The sequence below is a fragment of the Chryseolinea lacunae genome (assembly GCF_016735595.1).
In the GTDB taxonomy this organism is placed as follows: domain Bacteria; phylum Bacteroidota; class Bacteroidia; order Cytophagales; family Cyclobacteriaceae; genus Chryseolinea; species Chryseolinea lacunae.
This window is the reverse complement of record NZ_JAERRB010000001.1, coordinates 146,131-164,997: the sequence shown is the minus strand read 5'-3', so window position 1 is coordinate 164,997 and position 18,867 is coordinate 146,131. Positions and strand designations below refer to the sequence as shown.

Annotated in this window: 12 protein-coding genes; 5 read left to right on the top strand and 7 right to left on the bottom strand. The window is 51.7% G+C overall.

The window, feature by feature from the left end; all coding sequences use genetic code 11:
- Positions 1-20: 20 nt before the first annotated feature.
- Positions 21-1,022, bottom strand: coding sequence for a LacI family DNA-binding transcriptional regulator (locus tag JI741_RS00580; protein ID WP_202006658.1), 1,002 nt, complete (start codon positions 1,020-1,022; stop codon positions 21-23).
- A 161-nt stretch (positions 1,023-1,183) separates the two neighbouring features.
- Positions 1,184-1,327: a hypothetical protein gene (locus tag JI741_RS00575; RefSeq protein ID WP_202006657.1), complete on the bottom strand. Its 144-nt coding sequence runs from the start codon at positions 1,325-1,327 to the stop codon at positions 1,184-1,186.
- On the opposite strand from JI741_RS00575, the gene JI741_RS00570 reads away from it, so the two are divergent.
- From JI741_RS00570 to JI741_RS00550, 5 genes are all read left to right on the top strand, one after another.
- Complete coding sequence (locus tag JI741_RS00570) at positions 1,326-1,922, top strand: RNA polymerase sigma-70 factor (RefSeq protein ID WP_202006656.1); 597 nt, start codon at positions 1,326-1,328, stop codon at positions 1,920-1,922. The genes JI741_RS00575 and JI741_RS00570 overlap by 2 nt on opposite strands.
- A gap of 61 nt (positions 1,923-1,983) precedes the next feature.
- Positions 1,984-2,985 (top strand): FecR family protein, encoded by a 1,002-nt coding sequence (locus JI741_RS00565; protein WP_202006655.1) that lies wholly within the window; start codon positions 1,984-1,986, stop codon positions 2,983-2,985.
- Positions 2,986-3,012: 27 nt separating this feature from the next.
- Positions 3,013-6,504, top strand: a complete 3,492-nt coding sequence (locus JI741_RS00560; protein ID WP_236675810.1) for a SusC/RagA family TonB-linked outer membrane protein — start codon at positions 3,013-3,015, stop codon at positions 6,502-6,504.
- Between the two features lie 25 nt (positions 6,505-6,529).
- Complete coding sequence (locus JI741_RS00555) at positions 6,530-7,972, top strand: RagB/SusD family nutrient uptake outer membrane protein (protein ID WP_202006654.1); 1,443 nt, start codon at positions 6,530-6,532, stop codon at positions 7,970-7,972.
- Between the two features lie 169 nt (positions 7,973-8,141).
- Positions 8,142-8,543, top strand: coding sequence for a hypothetical protein (locus tag JI741_RS00550; protein WP_202006653.1), 402 nt, complete (start codon positions 8,142-8,144; stop codon positions 8,541-8,543).
- A 9-nt stretch (positions 8,544-8,552) separates the two neighbouring features.
- Here JI741_RS00550 and JI741_RS00545 read toward each other — a convergent pair whose 3' ends face one another.
- The 5 genes from JI741_RS00545 to JI741_RS00525 form a co-directional block, all read right to left on the bottom strand.
- Complete coding sequence (locus JI741_RS00545; RefSeq protein WP_236675809.1) at positions 8,553-12,083, bottom strand: VCBS repeat-containing protein; 3,531 nt, start codon at positions 12,081-12,083, stop codon at positions 8,553-8,555.
- A 238-nt stretch (positions 12,084-12,321) separates the two neighbouring features.
- The gene (locus JI741_RS00540) at positions 12,322-13,206 is read right to left on the bottom strand and encodes a carboxylesterase family protein (protein ID WP_202006651.1); all 885 of its coding nucleotides are present in this window, start codon (positions 13,204-13,206) and stop codon (positions 12,322-12,324) included.
- A gap of 316 nt (positions 13,207-13,522) precedes the next feature.
- Positions 13,523-15,679 (bottom strand): TonB-dependent receptor plug domain-containing protein, encoded by a 2,157-nt coding sequence (locus tag JI741_RS00535; RefSeq protein WP_202006650.1) that lies wholly within the window; start codon positions 15,677-15,679, stop codon positions 13,523-13,525.
- Between the two features lie 383 nt (positions 15,680-16,062).
- Positions 16,063-17,010: an MBL fold metallo-hydrolase gene (locus tag JI741_RS00530; protein ID WP_202006649.1), complete on the bottom strand. Its 948-nt coding sequence runs from the start codon at positions 17,008-17,010 to the stop codon at positions 16,063-16,065.
- Between the two features lie 156 nt (positions 17,011-17,166).
- The gene (locus JI741_RS00525) at positions 17,167-18,582 is read right to left on the bottom strand and encodes an SBBP repeat-containing protein (protein ID WP_202006648.1); all 1,416 of its coding nucleotides are present in this window, start codon (positions 18,580-18,582) and stop codon (positions 17,167-17,169) included.
- Positions 18,583-18,867: the final 285 nt, after the last annotated feature.

Genomic DNA, 18,867 nt, shown 5'->3' with positions numbered 1-18,867 from the left:
TAGTACCGATCCGCCTTGTTTCATTGCGTAGACGCCCGCTCGTGCAACACCGACGGCAGGATTTTCAATTCGGGCACATCGGCTTTTGTACGGCGCTCCAGGGCGTTGAACAGCAATGTGGCAGCGGCCTGTCCCATGGCAAAAGCCGGTTGGGTGATGGTGGTAAGGGGAGGGTTGAGCAAGGCCGCGATGCCCAGGTTTGAAAAGCCGACCACACGCACGGCATTGGGAATGGCCAGATTCAACGCATGACAAACCCGGTAGGCCAGCAAGGTGAGCGACTCTACGGAGCACACCAGGCCGTCGGGCGGGTTTGGGTTGGTCAGCAGGGTTTTCAGGGTGTCGTAGTTCGTGTCGGGGTGGGTGCAGTCGATGATGTCTTCGTCGCGCACAGGTCGACCATGATCGGCCAGCGCGTTTTTGTAGCCTTGAAGCCTTTGCTGGATGATGTTCAGATTTTTGTGTACCGACAGAAAGCCGATGCGGCGGCATCCTTTTTCCAGCAGGTGATGCGTGGCGTTATAACCCGACTCCACATCGTCGGTGAGCACACGGGCTGCGGTCACGTCCTGCCAGGCACGGTCGAAGAACACAAGGGGCTTTTGTGCTGCCATCTCTTCGATGTGGGTGTGTGAGCCGTCGCCCAGCGAAACCGACATGAGCACACCGTCTACGCGGCCACTGCGAAAGTCGTTGAGGATGGCTTGTTCTTTCTGCTGATCGTCGTGGGTGAGATAGATGATGACGTGATAGCCCTTCTGGCGGGCCACCGATTCGATGCCGTTGATGGCGTCGGAGAAAAAGCTGTCGGCCACTTCGGGCAGCACCACCCCGATGTTGCCGGTTGTTCGTTTGCGCAGGCTGCTGGCATAGGCGTTGGGGATGTAGTCGACCGACCGTGCGTATTCCACGACGCGCTGTCGCGTTTCGGGGCTGATCTCATGGCTGCCGGCCAAAGCCTTCGAAACCGTAGACACTGCGAGCTTTAATTCGGAAGCAATTTTTTTGATCGTTATACCCATAGTTTGCGACACTTGGTCTGAAAGCCGTGCTAAGTTTTTGTTATGATTACGAAACCGGTTTCGCAAATAAAAGAACTTACCGCTTCACTTTCATCAGTATTTCTTAGCAAGTTGAAAACACATTTCAGCAAAAGCACATGAGCCCGCTTTTCAGACACCTTTCAATCTTCCTGCATGGCAGCATGGCTGGCTGAATCAAACGTGTTGAAGTCCGCAAAAGAATGATAATAGTTCGAAATTGCACCCTGCACAATGTCGTCAAACACGTGACAGGGGATTTCTTTGTTAAAGTTTGAATGAGGCATGGATAAGGTAGTTGAACACGTGGATGCCGATCTGATCGCCAGCATAAAGCAGGGCGACCCCAAAGGACTTGAGCTGTTGTTTCGCAGACTATATCCCGCCTTGTGTGCCTATGCCCGTAAATTTTTGAACGATCCCGCCGAATCGGAAGAAATTGTCCAGGAACTGTTTTCGGCCCTGTGGGAAAATCGCCAGGTCCTCGACGAAAACCAGTCCCTTCAGTCGTATCTGTTCACGGGTGTGAAGAACCGGTGTCTCAACTACTTAAAGTCTCAGAAACGAAAGACCCATCACGCCGAACTGATGCGTTTTCTCTATGTTCAGCAAACGGCTACCGACGCGTCGCATTCCTATCATGCGCTGTTGGCCAAAGATCTTGAAAAGGATTTCTATACCGCCCTAGAGGACCTGCCAGCCGAATGCCGTAAGATATTTGAACTTAGCCGCCACGAAGGCCTCAAATACCAGGAGATTGCCAACAAGCTTAACATCTCCATAAAGACGGTTGAAACACAGATGTCGCGTGCCCTGGCCAAGCTGAGGCTCCACCTTCGCGAACACATGGCACTGCTGCCGCTGCTGTTGCTGTTCAAATAAATTTCAGGGCGCTGTCAGGGTAAGACCTGGGGTTTGTTGTATTAGCGGGCAACACGACGCCATGGACGCAGAAGCCCCCCTCCCCATCAAAGAAATCATTACCCGTTTTTTGGAAGGGCATGCCTCCGAAGAAGAAATCGCGCAGTTGCACGAATGGGTGAAGCAGGACGATGCCAACCGCCAGTACTTCTATGAAATAAACGATGCTTACCAGGCGTCCATCACGCTGCCGCGCTACAACCAGCCCAAGATCAATACAGCATGGGATCAACTGTCGAAAGGACTGAACACCCCCGGATTGGTTCAGCATCCGGCAGTGCCAAAGTCAAACCGCTATACATTCTTACTAAAGGTGGCTGCATCGATCACCTTGCTGGCTCTTACTGGCCTGGCCATCATCCTGTTGTTGCGCGACTTCACCGCCGCGCCGTCGGTGGTTTACAATGCCGGTGGGAACAGCATGCGCATTCGCCTGCCCGACAGTTCGTTTGTGTGGCTTAACCGCAACAGCACCCTGGAGTATGCCGCGTCGTTTGGCGCCGAGCACCGCGAAGTGTTGCTGACGGGAGAGGCGTTTTTTGATGTGCGCAAAAACAACCATCCCTTTGTTGTGAAGACCAACCATATTCAGGTGCATGTGAAGGGAACAAAGTTTAATGTGAAGGCCTATGCTACTGACGCAGCCACCAAGACCACACTGGCCGAGGGCAAGATTGAACTGCTGATAGATGGCAACCAGTCGCGCTATGTGATGCACCCTGGCGACCAGATCACGCTCGATTCGGATCATAATAAGGTGGTCCGCAAAAAAGTTAACCCGGCCAACTTCTCTGCCTGGAAAGAAGAACAGCTCACGTTCGACGGCACGCCGCTGCGCGACATCATTCTGCAACTGGAAAGCCGGTTCAACGTGAACATCGTGCCCGATGCCAATGTGTCGTTAAACGAACGTCTGTCCATCACCGTGGAAGACGAAACCCTGGATGAAGTGCTCGACCTGATCCAGCAAGTGTCGCGGGTGAAAGTGCACAAGGACAAGAACACGATTGTACTGACCCAATAAAATCTTAACCAACTAACAACAATTTCTATGGGGATTAATTACCGCGAAAAAAGGAAACCGGGAAACCGCTTCAGACAAAGCTTGCTGGTATGCATGGCATTGCTGCTGCCCTTCCTGGGATGGAATGTTCAGGCACGCCCTGGCGGCCTGCCCGCATCCGGAATGATCGAGTTGAACCTGAGAAACATCCCGTTAAAGAAAGCACTCAAGGAAATTGAACGGCAAACGCACTACCACTTTGTGGTGAACGACAGCCAGCTGCAAGACATCCAGAAGGAAGTCACCATCACCATCCGGTCCGAGAACATCGAAGAGGTGCTCAGCCAGCTGCTGATGGGAACCAACGTGACCTACCGCATCAAGAAGCGACAAATCACCCTGACGCCTTCGGTACACGACCGACAAACCAGCATGCTCACAGCCTCTGCGCCACGGACCGCATTCAACGGCGTGGCATGGGTGGCCAATCAACCGCTCTTTGTCTATGAACCCGTTGCTGTGCTGGCTACTGTAATCACCGGCACCGTGAAGGATGAAACCGGAAGCGCATTGCCGGGCGTGAACGTGGTGGTGAAAGGAACCTCGATTGGTGCCGTGACCGACGCCGATGGAAATTTTTCGCTGAACGTTCCGGAAGACGATGCCGTGCTGGTGCTTACCTTCATTGGTTATCTCACACAGGAAATTCCGCTGAACAATCAAACGGTCATCAATGTGCAGATGGAGCCCGATTCGAAAACACTTTCGGAAGTTGTGGTTGTAGGGTATGGCACACAGGAAAAGAAAGACGTGACCGGTTCTATCTCTGCCGTGAAAGGATCTGATTTTGAAAACCTGCCCACCGGTGGAGCGCAACAAGCCCTTCAGGGTCGCGCAGCCGGTGTGAACGTGGTGCGCAACGGTGGGGCTCCCGGCAACGCCGGCAACATCCTCATTCGCGGCCTCGGCACGGTGAACAATGCTGATCCACTCATCGTGATCGACGGTGTGCCTGCGGGCAACATGAACGATGTGAACCCGAACGACATTCAGTCGCTGGATGTGTTGAAGGATGCTTCGGCGTCGGCCATCTATGGAACACGTGCCGCCAATGGCGTGGTGCTGATTACGACTAAACGTGGCAAGTTTGACGACAAGCTGAAGATCACGGTCAATGCCTATACTGGTGTTTCGCACCGTATCAAAACATTGGATGTGCTCGATGCCCCCACGCTGACGCAACTCAAGCAGGAGTCGTTCAACAACGACGGCGCTGCGATTCCGGCCTTGTGGCAAGACCCTCAATATCAAACACAGAAGACCAACTGGCAGGACGAAGTGTTCACAAAAGGCACAACCGACAACATCGATCTTTCGATCCGCGGTGGCGGCAAGTATTCATCGTTTGCGATCTCTGGTGGAAAGTATAGCGAGAAAGGTATCATCGGGAATTCGTACTACAAACGGTATACGTTCCGCATCAACAGCGACCACAAAATCGGTGAGCGTTTGAAGATCGGGCAAAGCCTACAGTTCACCAACACCAACGACAATGCTCCCAATACACTGTCGGCACAGGATGGATTGTTGTGGAGTGCTATTCGTTTCCATCCCGGCTTGCCCGTACGCAATGCCTATGGCAACTACAGCTCTAGCATCGCAGGTTTTGGCGACATCAACAACCCGCTCTATACCATCGACACGCAGGATAAGAACAACAGCCGCAATCGTATCTTGGGAAGCGCAACTGCTGAATATGAAATACTCACCGGCCTGAAGGCAAAAGCGAACCTCGCCGTGGATGCAACATTCTCTGACACTTATAACTTTGAAGTGAAAGTCGACAGCCAGTATCGTCAAACGAACTTCAACCAATTGACCCTCACGAACGATAAAAACTGGTCGTTCTTGCAGGAATATTTTCTGTCGTACGATAAAACGTTTGGTGACCACGCTGTAGCCGTAGTAGCTGGCTACACGTCGCAGACGTATAACGATATTTATTCCAAGCAAGTAGGACGCAACTTTGCCAGTGAAGATCCTTCGTTGCGCTACATGTCGCGAGCCGGCCTCATCGTTAATCAACTCGGTGACAATGGGGGCCGCAGCTATGACGCATTGCAGTCGTGGTTTGGTCGCGTAAACTATTCTTTCAAGGATCGTTATCTGGTGACCGGTACGTTCCGTGCCGATGGATCTTCCAGGTTTAGAGATGGTTTGCAATGGGGAACGTTCCCGGCATTCTCGGTGGGGTGGCGCGTTTCAGAAGAATCGTTTTTTAGAGATAATGTATCGTTCATCAGCAACCTGAAACTTACCAGCGGCTGGGGAGGATTGGGTAATCAGAACGTTAACCGGAATCAGTACCTCGCCTTGCTAACGACAGGCTATCCGTATGCATTTGGAAACACTGGCACCCAGGATCAAGTGTCGGGTACGGCCCAGAATCGGCTTTCTAATCCGAACATAGGATGGGAAACCGCTCAGATGACCAACATTGGATTGGATGCAGGCATTCTTGACAACAGAGTGTTGCTCACCTTGGCGTATTTTGTGAAAGACACCAAAGACATGTTGCTGTCGCCACCGTCGCTGGGCACATTGGGATCGGCGGCCATACCCGATCAGAACGTGGGACAACTGCGTAATAAAGGTTTAGAAGTTGAAGTTTCGTATCGCAAAACCACAGGTGATTTCACATTCACGTTGAGCGGCAACGCCACGTTCATTCAAAACCGCATCACACAGCTGTTAACCCCCGGAAGCTTCCTCGCATCACAAAATTACGGGCGCACCGACCAAGAGATTACACGTAGTTATGTTGGAAATCCTTTCGGCACGTTCTATGGATGGCATGCCGACGGTGTGTATCAGAATCAACAGCAAATTGATTCGGATCCCAACATCGCCAACGACAGCCGCAGAACACAAGGGCAGATTCATCCCGGCGATGTTCGGTTCACAGATCAAAACGGCGATGGCATCATCGACGACAAAGATCGCGGCATCCTGGGAAGTCCACAGCCTAAGGTGAATTATGGTATAAACGCAAGCTTTGGCTTCAAGGGATTTGACCTGAACCTGTTCTTTCTCGGTGTGGGCGGTGTAGACCTCTACAATGCTGATCGCATGCAAGGACTCAACGCGCAATATCCATTCAACCTCTATCAGGAGGTGACCGGGCGCTGGACGGGCGATGGCACCAGCAACACACTTCCCCGGTTGAGCTCGGAAGACCCTAATCTTAACTTCCGCACCTCGAATTTATTTGTGGAGAGCGGTGCATTTTTCAGATTGAAGAACATCACACTGGGATATACCATTCCGAAAGTTGTCACGAATGCGCTCCGTATGACTAGCGCGCGCTTCTATATGTCGGGCCAGAACGTGTTCACCGTCACAAAGTATAAGGGCCTTAATCCGGAACTTGGCTTTGCCAGTGGAAATCGTCAGGCGGGACAATATCCGCAATTGGGTGTTGACTATGCACAGTATCCTTTGTCGCGCACGTTCACCCTTGGTGCCACCCTTACCTTCTAAGCGTATGAGAAATAATAAAGTCTTTATGAAAAAAATAACGGGCGCTGCAGTAATCTGTATGGCCATCTTAGGCGGTTGTCAGAAAGATCTTTTGGACTCTACACCCTATGGTCAACTTACCACAACACAGTTCTGGCGCAACGGCGATGATGTTGTGTCGGCCACCAACGCGATCTATTCGCCACTGCTGAACGAAGACGGTTTTGCACACACGGAGTATACGTTCGACAACAGCTCCGACGACATGGTGCGATCTGGCGATCACGGCGACTCGGAGGCACAATTGGAATTGTTTACCTACAACGCCTCCAATTCGCACATTCTCAACACATGGTCCACAAAGTATGAAGTGATCTCGCGCGCCAACGCCGTGCTGATCAACTCACCAAAAGTGACGATGGACGAAAACTTGCGCAAGCGTAGTTTGGGAGAAGCCTATTTCCTCAGAGGCTTTGCCTATTGGAGACTGGCCGTGATATGGGAACAGGTTCCCGTGATTTTGGAAGAAGACGTTCTGGCGAACAACTTCAACAAAGCCAAGTCTAGTCTGGCCGATGTGCAGGCTCAGGTTGAGGCCGATTGGCTAAAAGCTGTGGACCTGTTGCCCGAGTCTTATACCGGCTCCGACGTGGGACGGGTAACACAAGGCACTGCGTATGGCTTCCTCACGAAGTTGTATGTGTATCAGGAACAATGGGCCAAAGCTATTGCCGCCGGTACCAAGATCACCACCAACGATGCCTATAAACTGGCCGACAGCTTTGGTGACAATTTTCAGCTTGCTACGGAGAATAACCCTGAGGTGCTCTATAGCTTGCAGTATGAAGGTGGATGGACAACCGACGATTCCCCTGCATTTTATCACACACCCGGTGGCTTGGGTGGCTGGGGCTTTCACGAACCCATTCAAGACCTTGTAGACGAATTTGAACCCAACGATCCACGCCTCGGCTACTCCATCTTTCAGCCAGGCGATGAAGTGCAACTCACAACCGATGTGACGCACACGTTCGCCGAGTCCGATACACGCCTCACAGGCTATGCCTTCCGCAAATACACCAACTTCACCGAAGCAGGCGACATGAGCCAAAGCCTCAATGCACCCTGGCTCCGTTCGGCTGACGTCTATTTGTTGGTGGCCGAAGCCAAGATTCGTTCAGGTCAAAGTGGAGATACTGAATTGAACGCGGTGCGCGAACGCGTGGGACTTGATCCGATATCAGGTGCAACCATGACCGACATCATGCACGAACGTCGTGTGGAACTTGCCGGCGAAAACGATCGTCACCAGGATCTGATGCGCTGGGACAAAGCAGGCCTCATCGACATCGTGGCGCACTATGCAAAAGACCGCGGGCCATTCAAACCCGGTCGCGAATTTATACGCCCCAAGCATTACTACTTCCCCATTCCGCAGCGTGAAGTGGATTTGAGCACCGGCGTATTGAAACAGAACACAAACTATTAATCAAGTCATTACTCCACTTGCCCGACACGCCCGGGCAGAGAATGGATAGGAGTCCAAGGCGTATAAAAAAGGTGTAAAGCAGGAACCGGCAGGAGAAGTCAGTTTACGGGGTTGTAAATTCAGTATCTTGCCGGCGACTGCTTTATGCCACTTTTTTTATATTGTGTCCATGATAACGAGAATCCTTCCGATTGCATGTGTTGTTCTGCTGGCAAGCTGTTCTGATAAACGTGAATTATTGCAGGGCTCGTGGCATGTAGATTCTGTGTATAGCTACTACAATGGGTTTGGCTATATGCGCAAAGACCTCGACGAGGAACCACTGCAACACTATCAACCCGATGGCCGCCTGAGAATGACGCGCGGCACGGAATTCCGTTTTTTCCTGTACGAGATGCCCACGTCCGATAGCCTCGTCCAGAGTAGTCTTGAAAAAAAGAGAACAGGAAAATTTCTGATCGTAAAGCTCGACAAGGACCAACTGGTGTTGCGCAAGGAAATGCCATTCGTGTTCCCCGGAAAAAACCAGTCTCGTTATGAGCTGCGTTACTTCTCGAGGGTGAAGCAATGAGTCAACCCGTCATGGTTTCGGAAGATCTGCTTGTCTTGACTTCCCCTGACTATCCAAAATCACAATGGCCGTAACATCGTCCGGTATCTTCAGCCGGCGCGACGATTGCGACAGGTAGCCGCTGCCATAATAAAATTCTTGCTTTGATTTCTTTCCGTTTGAATGCGTGAGTATCGCGGCAACGTCGCTGTTGCGTATCGTGATAACACGGTGCGTTCGGGTGTTTTTAAAGACTTTCAGGCTGTCGTTGTTTTGTGCGGCAAGAGCAAGTGTTGTGCCGTTGGGGTTAGTGAGGAGTGCGAGGCCTTTGGCGTTGCCGTCGATCAGTGCGCCGCTTTGCAAGGGCGATAGCGCGGTGAAATTTCCCTGGCCATCACCTTTCAACAACAATCCTTTAAAGGCATCGTAGCGTCCCGACAACACATCGGTGTCGTAGGCGTTTCCGCTCAGGAGAATGTCAACATGGTTGTCGCCATCAAAGTCGTCGGTCACCATGCCAAACACAGGTGCGAATTGCGCTTGCACGGGGAGGGGCGATAGTGTCCATCCTGCTTTGCCTTTGTTCTCCAGGTAGCTGCTTTGAAAGGTCTCGCTCGAAAACACACGGGGTGTTGTGTTTGTGCCGGCCATCAACGTCTCCATCGTCGCTTCGGAATAGGTGGCATAGCTTGGATATTTTTTCTTGAACTGCACAATCTGTTGAAACAAATCGTCGCGCGGGTGTGCGGGGCGGTTCACGTTCTGAATGTAGTGGGCCAGCAACGGATCGGGTGTTCCGTCGTGATTAAAGTCGTCAACATAAACGCTGACGGGTTGGTCGTGCGAGGTTTTATAGCGGCTGTTCAGCCCCAGGTTTCCGAGAATATAGTCCGTGTCTCCGTCTTCGTCCACATCGGCAGCCTGAAGGCTGTTCCACCATCCGGTTGAAGGCGGCACCGCGGTGTTGCCCGTGGCGGGTTGAAATTTTCCGTGGCTGTTTTTGAAGATCGTCACGCCCATCCATTCACCCACAAGCATGAGATCGATCTGTTGATCATCGTCCACATCGGTCCACAGGGCGGCGGTCACCATGCCGATCTGCTGCAAGCCCGGTGCCACAGCGTCGGTCACGTTGGTGAAATGTCCGCCATCGTTTTGCAGAATAAAACTTTGCCCGGCTTGCGGATAACGATGTGGCACGGAACGGCCTCCAACAAAAAGATCGAGATCACCGTCGGCATCATAGTCAGCGGCAATCACGCAGGAGCCGGCGGCGCTGTCGGCGGGGAGTGCCTTTGCATTGAGTATAAAATTTCCACGACCGTCGTTGTTATAGAAGCGGTCGCGATAGTAGGGGGAGCCTTCCTCAAATTCGTTTCCGCCGCTCACCACATACAAATCCAGATCGCCGTCGTTGTCGGCATCGAAGAATAGCACGCCCATGTCTTCTTCGTATTTTGTTTTTGAAGTCAACGGTTTCTGTGTGAAGCTGCCGTCTGCATGTTGTGTGAAAAGTTGACCGGATTGGTTGTATGCGCCGCCGATAAAAAAGTCGTCGCGTCCGTCGCCATTCACATCGCCCACCGCGATGCCCGGCCCATTCTCAGAATATTTGTGAGGCAACAAAGGCTGTATCTTAAAGTCAGCATACTCCGTTTCGTGATGACGGAAGGCCAGGTCAGCACGATCTTTAACCGGAATGAAAACAGGTGCGGGAGTTATGTGAGTATGGCTGGTTCCCTTGTGCGCATTGGTGTAGTCAATCGCGAGTGTTTGATTTGCGGCAACGTTCGTCAGCACCTGCAACTTTTCGTCGGGCCATACGGCAACAATCGAATCTACGGTCGTTGTTTTTCCTAATCCAAAATGAAGGTCTTGCTCCACGGTGGACTGATAGCCCCGATAGGGAGAAAGCTGTTGGTACTGAAGTGTGTCGCCTTGCTGATAGACGGTCACTTTCAGGCCATGTGCTTGTCTGTTTCCCTCGGGGCCATGCGGGCGAAGACGCAGGAAATTATTTTTGGTCTGTGTGTCGGCGTGGTTCTCAAACACAAATGCGGGAGCGTTGATGTTGTTGGTCACATAGTCCAGGTCGCCGTCGTTGTCGAGGTCGGCATAGGCGGCGCCGCAGGAATAGGCTGGTATAGTAAAACCCCATGTGGCCGACTGATCAGAAAAGGTGAGGTCGCCATTGTTCCGGAATGCAAAGACGGGAAGGTGCGCGCCGTCGATGCTGGTGAGCGCCTGCAAAAGTTTTTTCTTTTTCGAAAGGTCATTTCCCTGCTGCATAAATTCCTGCATGCGGTAGCTCACAAAGTCGCGGTTGGTGATGTCGCGTGCATAGCCATTGGTGATCAGCAAATCTTTCCAGCCGTCGTTGTCGAGGTCGGCAAACAACGGGCTCCAGCTCCAGTCGGTGGCGGCAACACCGGCGAGCTGGCCAATTTCGCTGAACAGCGGTTGTCCGTTGGCGTCGTTGCCATCGTTGAGCTGCAGCGTGTTGCGCATAAACTGTGGCGTGTATCCGTACTGTAGTTCGGAGCGATAGCGGTCATAGTTCGTGGAGCCAAACATCATCTTCTGACGTTTGTTGTCGGGCGGCAACATATCAACCGCCATCACATCCAGCTGGCCGTCGTTGTTAAAGTCCGAAACGTCGTTGCCCATGGCCGAGTAGCTGGTGTGTTTGAAGTGTTGCGCCATGCGGTCGGTGAATGTGCCGTCGTGGTTGTTGATGTAAAGCAAGTCGTTTGATAGGTAGTCGTTGGAGACATACACGTCGGGCCAGCCATCGTTGTTCACGTCGGCAATGGCCACGCCCAGTCCATAACCTTCTATTGTTACACCGGCCTGGGTTGAGACATCAGTAAAGGTGTTGTTGCCGTTGTTGCGATAGAGACGGTCGGTGTTCACCATTTCTCCTTTTGTGCGCTTGGGGCGAATCACGTTGGGACCGGTTTTGTCGGTGATGTTGGTGAGCAGATACACATCCAGGTCACCGTCGCGATCGTAGTCGAAGAACGCAGCCTGCACGGTGTGGCCGGTGTCGGCAAGGCCATAGGCTTGCGCGCGTTCGGTGAAGGTGTTGTTGCCGTTGTTGATGTAAAGTTCGTTTGTTCTTCGTTTTGGATCGGCCAGCGGTCCGGCATAACAAACATAAATGTCGAGCAGGCCATCGTTATTCACGTCCACCATCGATACCCCTGTGGCCCATTTTCCGGCAGCGGCAAAACCTGCCGTGGTGGTGATGTCCTCAAATTTCAGATCTCCCTTGTTCAGGTAAAGCCGGTTGCTGGTCATGTTGCCTGCGAAGAACACATCGGCGAGGCCGTCGTTGTTCACATCGCCGATGCCGACACCCGCGCCATTGTAGAAATATTCAAACGAGAGGATGTTCAGGTTCTCATCTTCATAGAGCGTGTTCGAAAAGTCGATGCCCGTGTGTTCGGGCGGCAGCAACTCCAGCAATGGAGGAGGGGTTGAATCTGTGGTGCACTGAGTCACCACACACCAAGAAAGCAGTAGAACAAAAAAGAAGGAAAGTTTTTTTAGCCCGTTCATGCATTAACCCTTTAGGATGGATGTCCGATAGGAAAGAAATCACCCGAAGTATTCTTCCTCAAGGTAAAGCCTGACTGGAATAGAAGTAATGACTTGCTTATATATTTTTCAATCCCGAAATATTTGTACGTGGGCTGTAAGGGTAATGCGGTCTGAAGTTGTATTAATATCGCTTAAAAAAAATCAGGCCTTCCCAGGGTAAATCTGGCAAGGCCTGCTAATTTGTTTTTTTGACGTATCAGTGTCCTGTCGGAGGCTTGGTGTATTTAAACATCCAGGTGAAGATATCCATATCGAAACGATCGAAGGAAGGATTCTCTTTGCCCATGCCCGTGCCATTGTAGGTCATGTCGCCACAGTCGTGACCAATGCCTGAATAGAGCGTCAGCTTGGCGTGCACAGGAGGGTCAAGGTCATTCACAGCAAGCACCAGGGCCATAGAATAGTCCGGGAGCACCGTCTTGTCTTCCTGACCATGAAACATCCACACGGGAACCTCCGAAATGCGTTGTGTGAACAAGTCGTTCATCACACCACCGCCGGCAATGGGCACCGCGGCAGCAATCTGATTGTCTTCGAATGAATTGAGCTGGTCCATGGCAGCGTTGCCACCCATGCTCACACCGGTGAGGTAAATGCGCGTAGTGTCAACACTATAGGTCTCGCTGATAAAGCGAATGAATATGCGCAAGTTGTCGCGATCCCACCATCCTTCGTGGCACTGTGGCGATACCACCACCATAGGATGTGGAGGTGACCAGGTGTTGCTTTTGATCATGAGCGGCGGTCCGCTCACGAGAATCTTATCTAACTCAGAAGGAGACGTTTGGCTATTGCCGTTCTCGCCGGAAGCATGCAGAAAGATCAGCACCGGAAATTCTTTTCCGGTAGTGGTATCGCTGGCATAGTTCTCGGGTGTATAGACGTAATAACCATACGGTGCAGCATTGGTGCCGAGTGGAATGGGGGTGTGCGTGCCTTTGTCGGGTGTTGTCGGATGTGTGGCGGTGGTGTCGTCCGGAGGAGTATTGGTATCGGGCGGCGTAATTTGTTGCAGAGGGTCTTTCGAGCATCCCAACATCGCCAAGCCGACCAACAGCACGCCAAAAATTTGAGTTTTCATAAGTGAGGTGGTTAGGGTAAACACACGGGTGTCACCCAAGTAGACTGCAAATTGAGTACCGGGTATATATACCGTGGGATGGCACCGGGGTAAGCCTTCAATTTTGAGCCGAAACCCGGTTTTTGCCTGGGGACCCCGGTAGAACGCGGGGTTAGGTTGGCGAGAAAAGCCCAAAATGAAACAAATATTTCCCCATTCCCACACCCCAGGTGCAGGGTTGGGATGGTCGAATGAGTCTTTTTGCAAAAAAAACTCAAACCCCAAAGCCCCGACACAAAAAGGTCGGTGCTCCGGGTTCGGGTGTGATGGTCTGTCCTTACAAATTCACGTTCAGCCCCATCATCACCATACGTCCGATTTGATCGGAGCCGTAGGATTCGCGCGCATTCTGACCGAAGAGGTTTCGGCCGTTGGCGAAGACGGTGAAGTTGGGTGTGAACTTATAACCCAGGTTTGCATTGAAGATCAGTTTGCCGTCGATGTTTTCGATGTCGCGGGCAATGAGCTCGCCGGTGCTTTGATTCACACTGCTGATGCCGTTGAGTTTGTAGTGGCTATAGTAGTAGCTGCTCACGTTGAAATTCCATTTGCTCACGGGTACGTTCACATACAAACCTCCAAAGCTGCTCGGCGTGTAGTCACTTTTCTGATCAGCTTTGTTGTCGATGTTGTAGACAGGATAGAACATCGGATGATACTCGTTGTAATACGGGCTGTAGTTTGTGAGCTTGGTTTGTTGCAGCGTCACAAAGGGACGGATGTTCACTTTGCCCACAAACATATTCACCGTTACGGTGGCGCCTTGCTGGTGCGACTTCAGGTCGATGTTTTGATAGAGCAATGAAAACTCGCCTTGTTGTGGCACGGGGAAAAATACAGGCTCTTTTGTGACGCGGGTGAGTTGCGCAGAAAAATTGCTGTACTGCTGATCGAACAAACTAATGTCGATGCTGATGGCGCGTGTCAGCTGCGAACGGTAGCCGAGTTCCAGGATGTTGTTTTGCAACAGCTTCAGATCGTCGTTGCCCATGGCGATCACTTTGGCAAAGGCGTTGTCGCTGACAGAGAAATTGGAATAGGCCTGGTTGATAAACGATCCGGCATAAGAACGGCCGGCCAGGAAACGCGCCATGTTCTTGCTGTTCAGTTTGTAGTTCACAATGCCCTGATACGAAATGTAAGTATCGTCCGGAGCTTTGAACTTGTCGGCACGCACGGCGCCGATGATGCGCACGGCGGGGATGGGAGAGTAGTCGGCTTTCAACGAGGCCGCATAGTTATACATGGTGGCCTTGTTGTTGAACAAGCCGGTTTTGTTCACATCCACCGTGAACTTCCTGTCGTCGATGGTTGCGTTCTGATAGCTCAACGCAGGACGAAGACTCAGCTTTTCGTTCACCTTCAGGTTGTAGTCGAGATAGTTGTCGATCGTCACGTAGTCATAGTTGTATTCCGACACGTTTCCGACCAGTGCTTGTCGGCCGCTGAGAATGGATGTTTGGAACGTGAAGTTGTTCACTTCTGCTTTCAACAGGTGGTGAAAGCTGGAGTTGCTCATCTGGTTCACAGTCGAGCCCGCGTTGATTCCCGAAATGGTGCGGTTGTCGTTGTAGCCGGAGTTCAGCGTGAACACCGTTTTGGATGTGGGCGTGAAGTATAAGTTGAAGTTTGCACCGCTGCGCTTCGCGCTCACCGAGGGATCGGGATAATAGCTGAACGGATCGGTTGCCAAAACCGGGTTGGTCGATTGCTTCAGGTCGGTGATGAACGCGTCCTGATTGGAGTCGAAGAATTCGGTGACGGCACGCTTGCGATTGGTATTGTTGGCCGATACGCTGAGCTCCCATTTGTCTGAAAGTTTTGTGCCGACCAGCGCAGAGAAAATACTGCTCTTGCCAAACTGTGTTGTGGCCGTGGCATATGTTTTTGCGTCGCCGGCGCCTTTGCGTGTGATGATGTTGATCACACCATCCACCGCGTTGGGACCGTAGAGTGGCGCATTGGGTCCGTATACAATTTCAATTTGTTCGATGTCGGCGATGTCGATCGGGAGATTTTCCCAATACGTTCCGCCTTGCAGATAGTTAAACACCGGGCGGCCGTTGATCATGGCCAGGATCGACGTGTTCAGATAGGTGAACTGATGCGAGGGCAGGTTGTCTTTGCCACCGCGGATCGACACGTCATAGGAGCCATTGGCAATTTCGCGCACGATAAGGCCGGGCGCTAAGCGCAGCGCATCGGGAATGGACGTGGCCCCGCTGTTGAGGATGTCCTGACGGGTGACTACATAACTCGTAACGGGTGCTTCAAACGTTGATTCCGATTTTTTCGAAGCGGAAACAATGTTGATAGTCATCAATTCTTCCAACGACAGTTCATACATGTCTTCTGAGTCGGTCTTGGCGTCCTGCGCATAAACATCTGCACAGAGAAAGGCCAACGCCACTGGTAAAACATAGTGTTTCATCATACTTTTTGGTTTAATAAAAAATTGAACTGAATCAAGTCACCTTTTCAAAAAAATCATCCCTTCATCCCGTCTCCTGTGCAGCCTTAGGGTGCTGACCAAAAAGTGTGGATGGCGAAGCGCCAGTGAAGCGGTACCGTCATCGAGTCGTGATCGCAGGAGTCAAAAAGTTAGCCAGTGCCGGAATCGCTTGAAATCACAGTTTGAACAACGATGGAGTAATCGAACGTGCCAAAACTGAAAGTATAAATCTTGTATTGGGAAATGTAGCGCTTAAGGAGCGTGTGCGCGATGAAATGATTTGGGGAAAGTTCTCTACAACTTTATGAATGTTGTTGTGATGACCGTTGACTGTGTCAACGAATTTGATGACGCGTAAATACAACTTAAAACGCTATCGCCTTTCCCTGCTCCGGAAAAATCAGGTTAACACCCAGCGAATTCGACGTCTGCAACTGGCTCTTGATTTTTGCTTCGTGATCATCGTTTGGTTTCATGTGTGTGACTACCACGGGCAGACCTTTGATCGAATGATCAGCGGCTTTGTCAAGCGCCGACAATTCCTGAAACAACAGCGCGGGTGTTAAATGTCCGAAGAGCAACTTGGAAGGTTGTTCGTTGGGAAACGATACTTCAATGAAAATGGCTTTCAATTTTTTTGTCTTGATCAATGGGCCCATGTGTTGCCAGAGCGATGCAAGCTTGTTCGATTGTTCAATGTTGTCGGCACCGGTGTCGCCGAGGTAGAGCAGGTAGTTGTCGCCTTGCCGGATAAGGAACGCAGTGCTCTGGCCTGGGGTGGAGTGACTAAGTTCAAAGGCTTGGACACTCAGGGTAGTTTGTTCCAGCGAAGTTTCTTGCTGGGGCACCAGCGGTGAGTAGCGATATTTGTTTAGTGTGGGTTTCTCGCCCTCGTTTCCAAAGTTGGCCCAGCTCTTCCAGCTGAAATATTTTTCCTTGATCACGTCGAGACAAAAGGGCAATCCATACAACGGTTTTGCCGAGTCATCGGGCGAGTTGAGAATCATGCCGGCTACGTGATCGAGGTGTGGATGAGAAATGAGATAACCTTTTATGTTTTCCTTCAGCACAGTGGATGCTGTGCCTTTCAATGCGCCCGTGGCAATAGCCTTGTCAATTCCCGAACGTACGGTGCCCGCATCGAGACACACAAATGCATTTGCGCCTGGCGCGCCTACTAGATAAGCGGAAAGATTGCTTTCGTCCGCGCCGCCTTTCACGCCGAGGGGCACAACCTGAAAGGCTCCCTGCGCCACCACGAGCGCGTTATAAAAACAAAACAAAAACCCGAACGTCAGTGCTTTCAAATTCATGGCAACAAGATACGTGCGGGCCTTGCGAAATTCCTACAGTGGGTTCCACAAAAAAGCGCTGAAAAAAAACGGGCCCGATTTTGTCGGGCCCGTTTTTTAAGAATGATATGAACTTGGAGCAACCTTCCTGAAATAAAAGGCCATTCCAGTTCTACGCTATTGTTTGAATTTCCACAGCACGATATCGTGATCGCCGGACGAAGTCAATTCGGTGGCGCCAAACGACACCACGTCCTGAAAGTAGGCGCCCAGATACACATCGCCGTTGGCGTCTACGTTGGCTGAGTAGCCGCCGTCTTCGCCAATGCCTCCTGCTTTCTTAGACCAGGCCACGTCGCCTGCCGCGCTGATGCGGGCCACGAATATCTCGGCATCGCCCGATGCCACAAGGGTGTTGGTGCCAATGGAAAGCGATCCCATGAAGTCGCCGGTGAGGTAAAGACTTCCGTTGGCGTCGTGGTTCACGGCATAGCTCCGGTCTCTGCCGGGGCCACCCGCCTTGATGGCCCACAGGTTATCGCCGGAGGTATTATATTTGGCAAGGAAAATATCCTGATCACCAGCACTCGCGAACGATGTGGTGCCCAGCGTGGTGGTGCCCTCGAAAAAGCCGGTCACATACAGGTTGCCGGAGGCATCGAGGCTCATGCCGCGGTTGGCTTCTGTGCCTGAGCTGCCCTCGCGTTTTGCCCACGCCAGTGTGCCGTCGGCGTTATATTTTGCAATGAACAAGTCGAGCTTGCCCTGGGCTTCCAGCGTGGTGGTGCCGAACTTCATGGTCTCCGTAAAGCTTCCACTGAGGTAGCTTTCACCGGCGGCTGATACCACCAATGCATTGCCTTCGCTATAGCTTACGCCGGTGGAGCTGCGCGCAAACACCACGTCGCCGGAAGGATTATACTTCACCAGGAATGTTCCGGTGGTAACATCGCCGGCATACACTACGGTGGAGGCGTCGAAAAAGGCAAGTCTTGTGAATTGACCTACCACATACACGTTGCCGTCGGCGTCAAGGTCGAGGGCATAGCCGCGATCGTAGCCTTCGCCACCGGCTTTCTTCACCCACAGCAAATCGCCGGAAGCATTATACTTGGCCAGGAAGATGTCGAGGTCACCTGCGGTTTGCAACGCCGTGGCGCCAAATGTGGCGGAACCTTGAAAGTAGCCGGTCACATACACGTTGCCGTCGCCGTCAACTTTCACGGAGCGACCTTCGTCGTGTTTTTCGCCGCCACCCTGGCTCACCCACACGGCTTTGCCTTCGGCGTCGAACTTCGCGAGAAACATATTTTCTGCGCCGGTTGATTGAATCTCTTTTGTATCGAAGAATGCTTTTCCGGCAAATTGACCGGTCATGTACGTGTTGCCATCGGCATCCACGGTGATGTTGGTGGGGTAGTCCGAACCGGTGCCTCCCGCTTTCACGGTGAAGATGCTTTCGGTGTCGGGAATTTGTTCGGTCACAGCATCCACCACGTCGTCACTACAGGCATTAAGAAAGAGGAGACCGGCGGCGAGCAGCGTGTAAAAATGCATGGGACTTTGATGAATCTCAACGGTAACGTGTTTCATTGTTTATGTTTTGGTTTCTGAAAGTAATGTTCGTCATAAATATTTACCTGATTCAAGTTTTGGATTCCGGAACCTTACGAAGTAAGTTTTTTGGTGATGTGTGCCCTTCCCGGCAGGTTCATACAACGCATTGCCTATCTCTCGCCATCAAGCCCGTCTCAAGCAACGGCGTGGCTATGTATGGTTTTTAGGCGTTTTTTCGTGAATCTCGTGTGGAGGGGCGTTTTTTCTTTCCAAAATTAACAATAGTGTAACATTCAGGTTCCGTGCGCGAAAAATGCTGTG

Excerpts from the sequence above, each read along its gene's own strand:
- JI741_RS00580 (WP_202006658.1), bottom strand. The coding sequence starts at position 1,022 with ATGGGTATAACGATCAAAAAAATTGCTTCCGAATTAAAGCTCGCAGTG.
- JI741_RS00570 (WP_202006656.1), top strand. The coding sequence starts at position 1,326 with ATGGATAAGGTAGTTGAACACGTGGATGCCGATCTGATCGCCAGCATA.
- JI741_RS00575 (WP_202006657.1), bottom strand. The coding sequence starts at position 1,327 with ATGCCTCATTCAAACTTTAACAAAGAAATCCCCTGTCACGTGTTTGAC.
- JI741_RS00565 (WP_202006655.1), top strand. The coding sequence starts at position 1,984 with ATGGACGCAGAAGCCCCCCTCCCCATCAAAGAAATCATTACCCGTTTT.
- JI741_RS00560 (WP_236675810.1), top strand. The coding sequence starts at position 3,013 with ATGGGGATTAATTACCGCGAAAAAAGGAAACCGGGAAACCGCTTCAGA.
- JI741_RS00555 (WP_202006654.1), top strand. The coding sequence starts at position 6,530 with ATGAAAAAAATAACGGGCGCTGCAGTAATCTGTATGGCCATCTTAGGC.
- JI741_RS00550 (WP_202006653.1), top strand. The coding sequence starts at position 8,142 with ATGATAACGAGAATCCTTCCGATTGCATGTGTTGTTCTGCTGGCAAGC.
- JI741_RS00545 (WP_236675809.1), bottom strand. The coding sequence starts at position 12,083 with ATGAACGGGCTAAAAAAACTTTCCTTCTTTTTTGTTCTACTGCTTTCT.
- JI741_RS00540 (WP_202006651.1), bottom strand. The coding sequence starts at position 13,206 with ATGAAAACTCAAATTTTTGGCGTGCTGTTGGTCGGCTTGGCGATGTTG.
- JI741_RS00535 (WP_202006650.1), bottom strand. The coding sequence starts at position 15,679 with ATGATGAAACACTATGTTTTACCAGTGGCGTTGGCCTTTCTCTGTGCA.
- JI741_RS00530 (WP_202006649.1), bottom strand. The coding sequence starts at position 17,010 with ATGAATTTGAAAGCACTGACGTTCGGGTTTTTGTTTTGTTTTTATAAC.
- JI741_RS00525 (WP_202006648.1), bottom strand. The coding sequence starts at position 18,582 with ATGAAACACGTTACCGTTGAGATTCATCAAAGTCCCATGCATTTTTAC.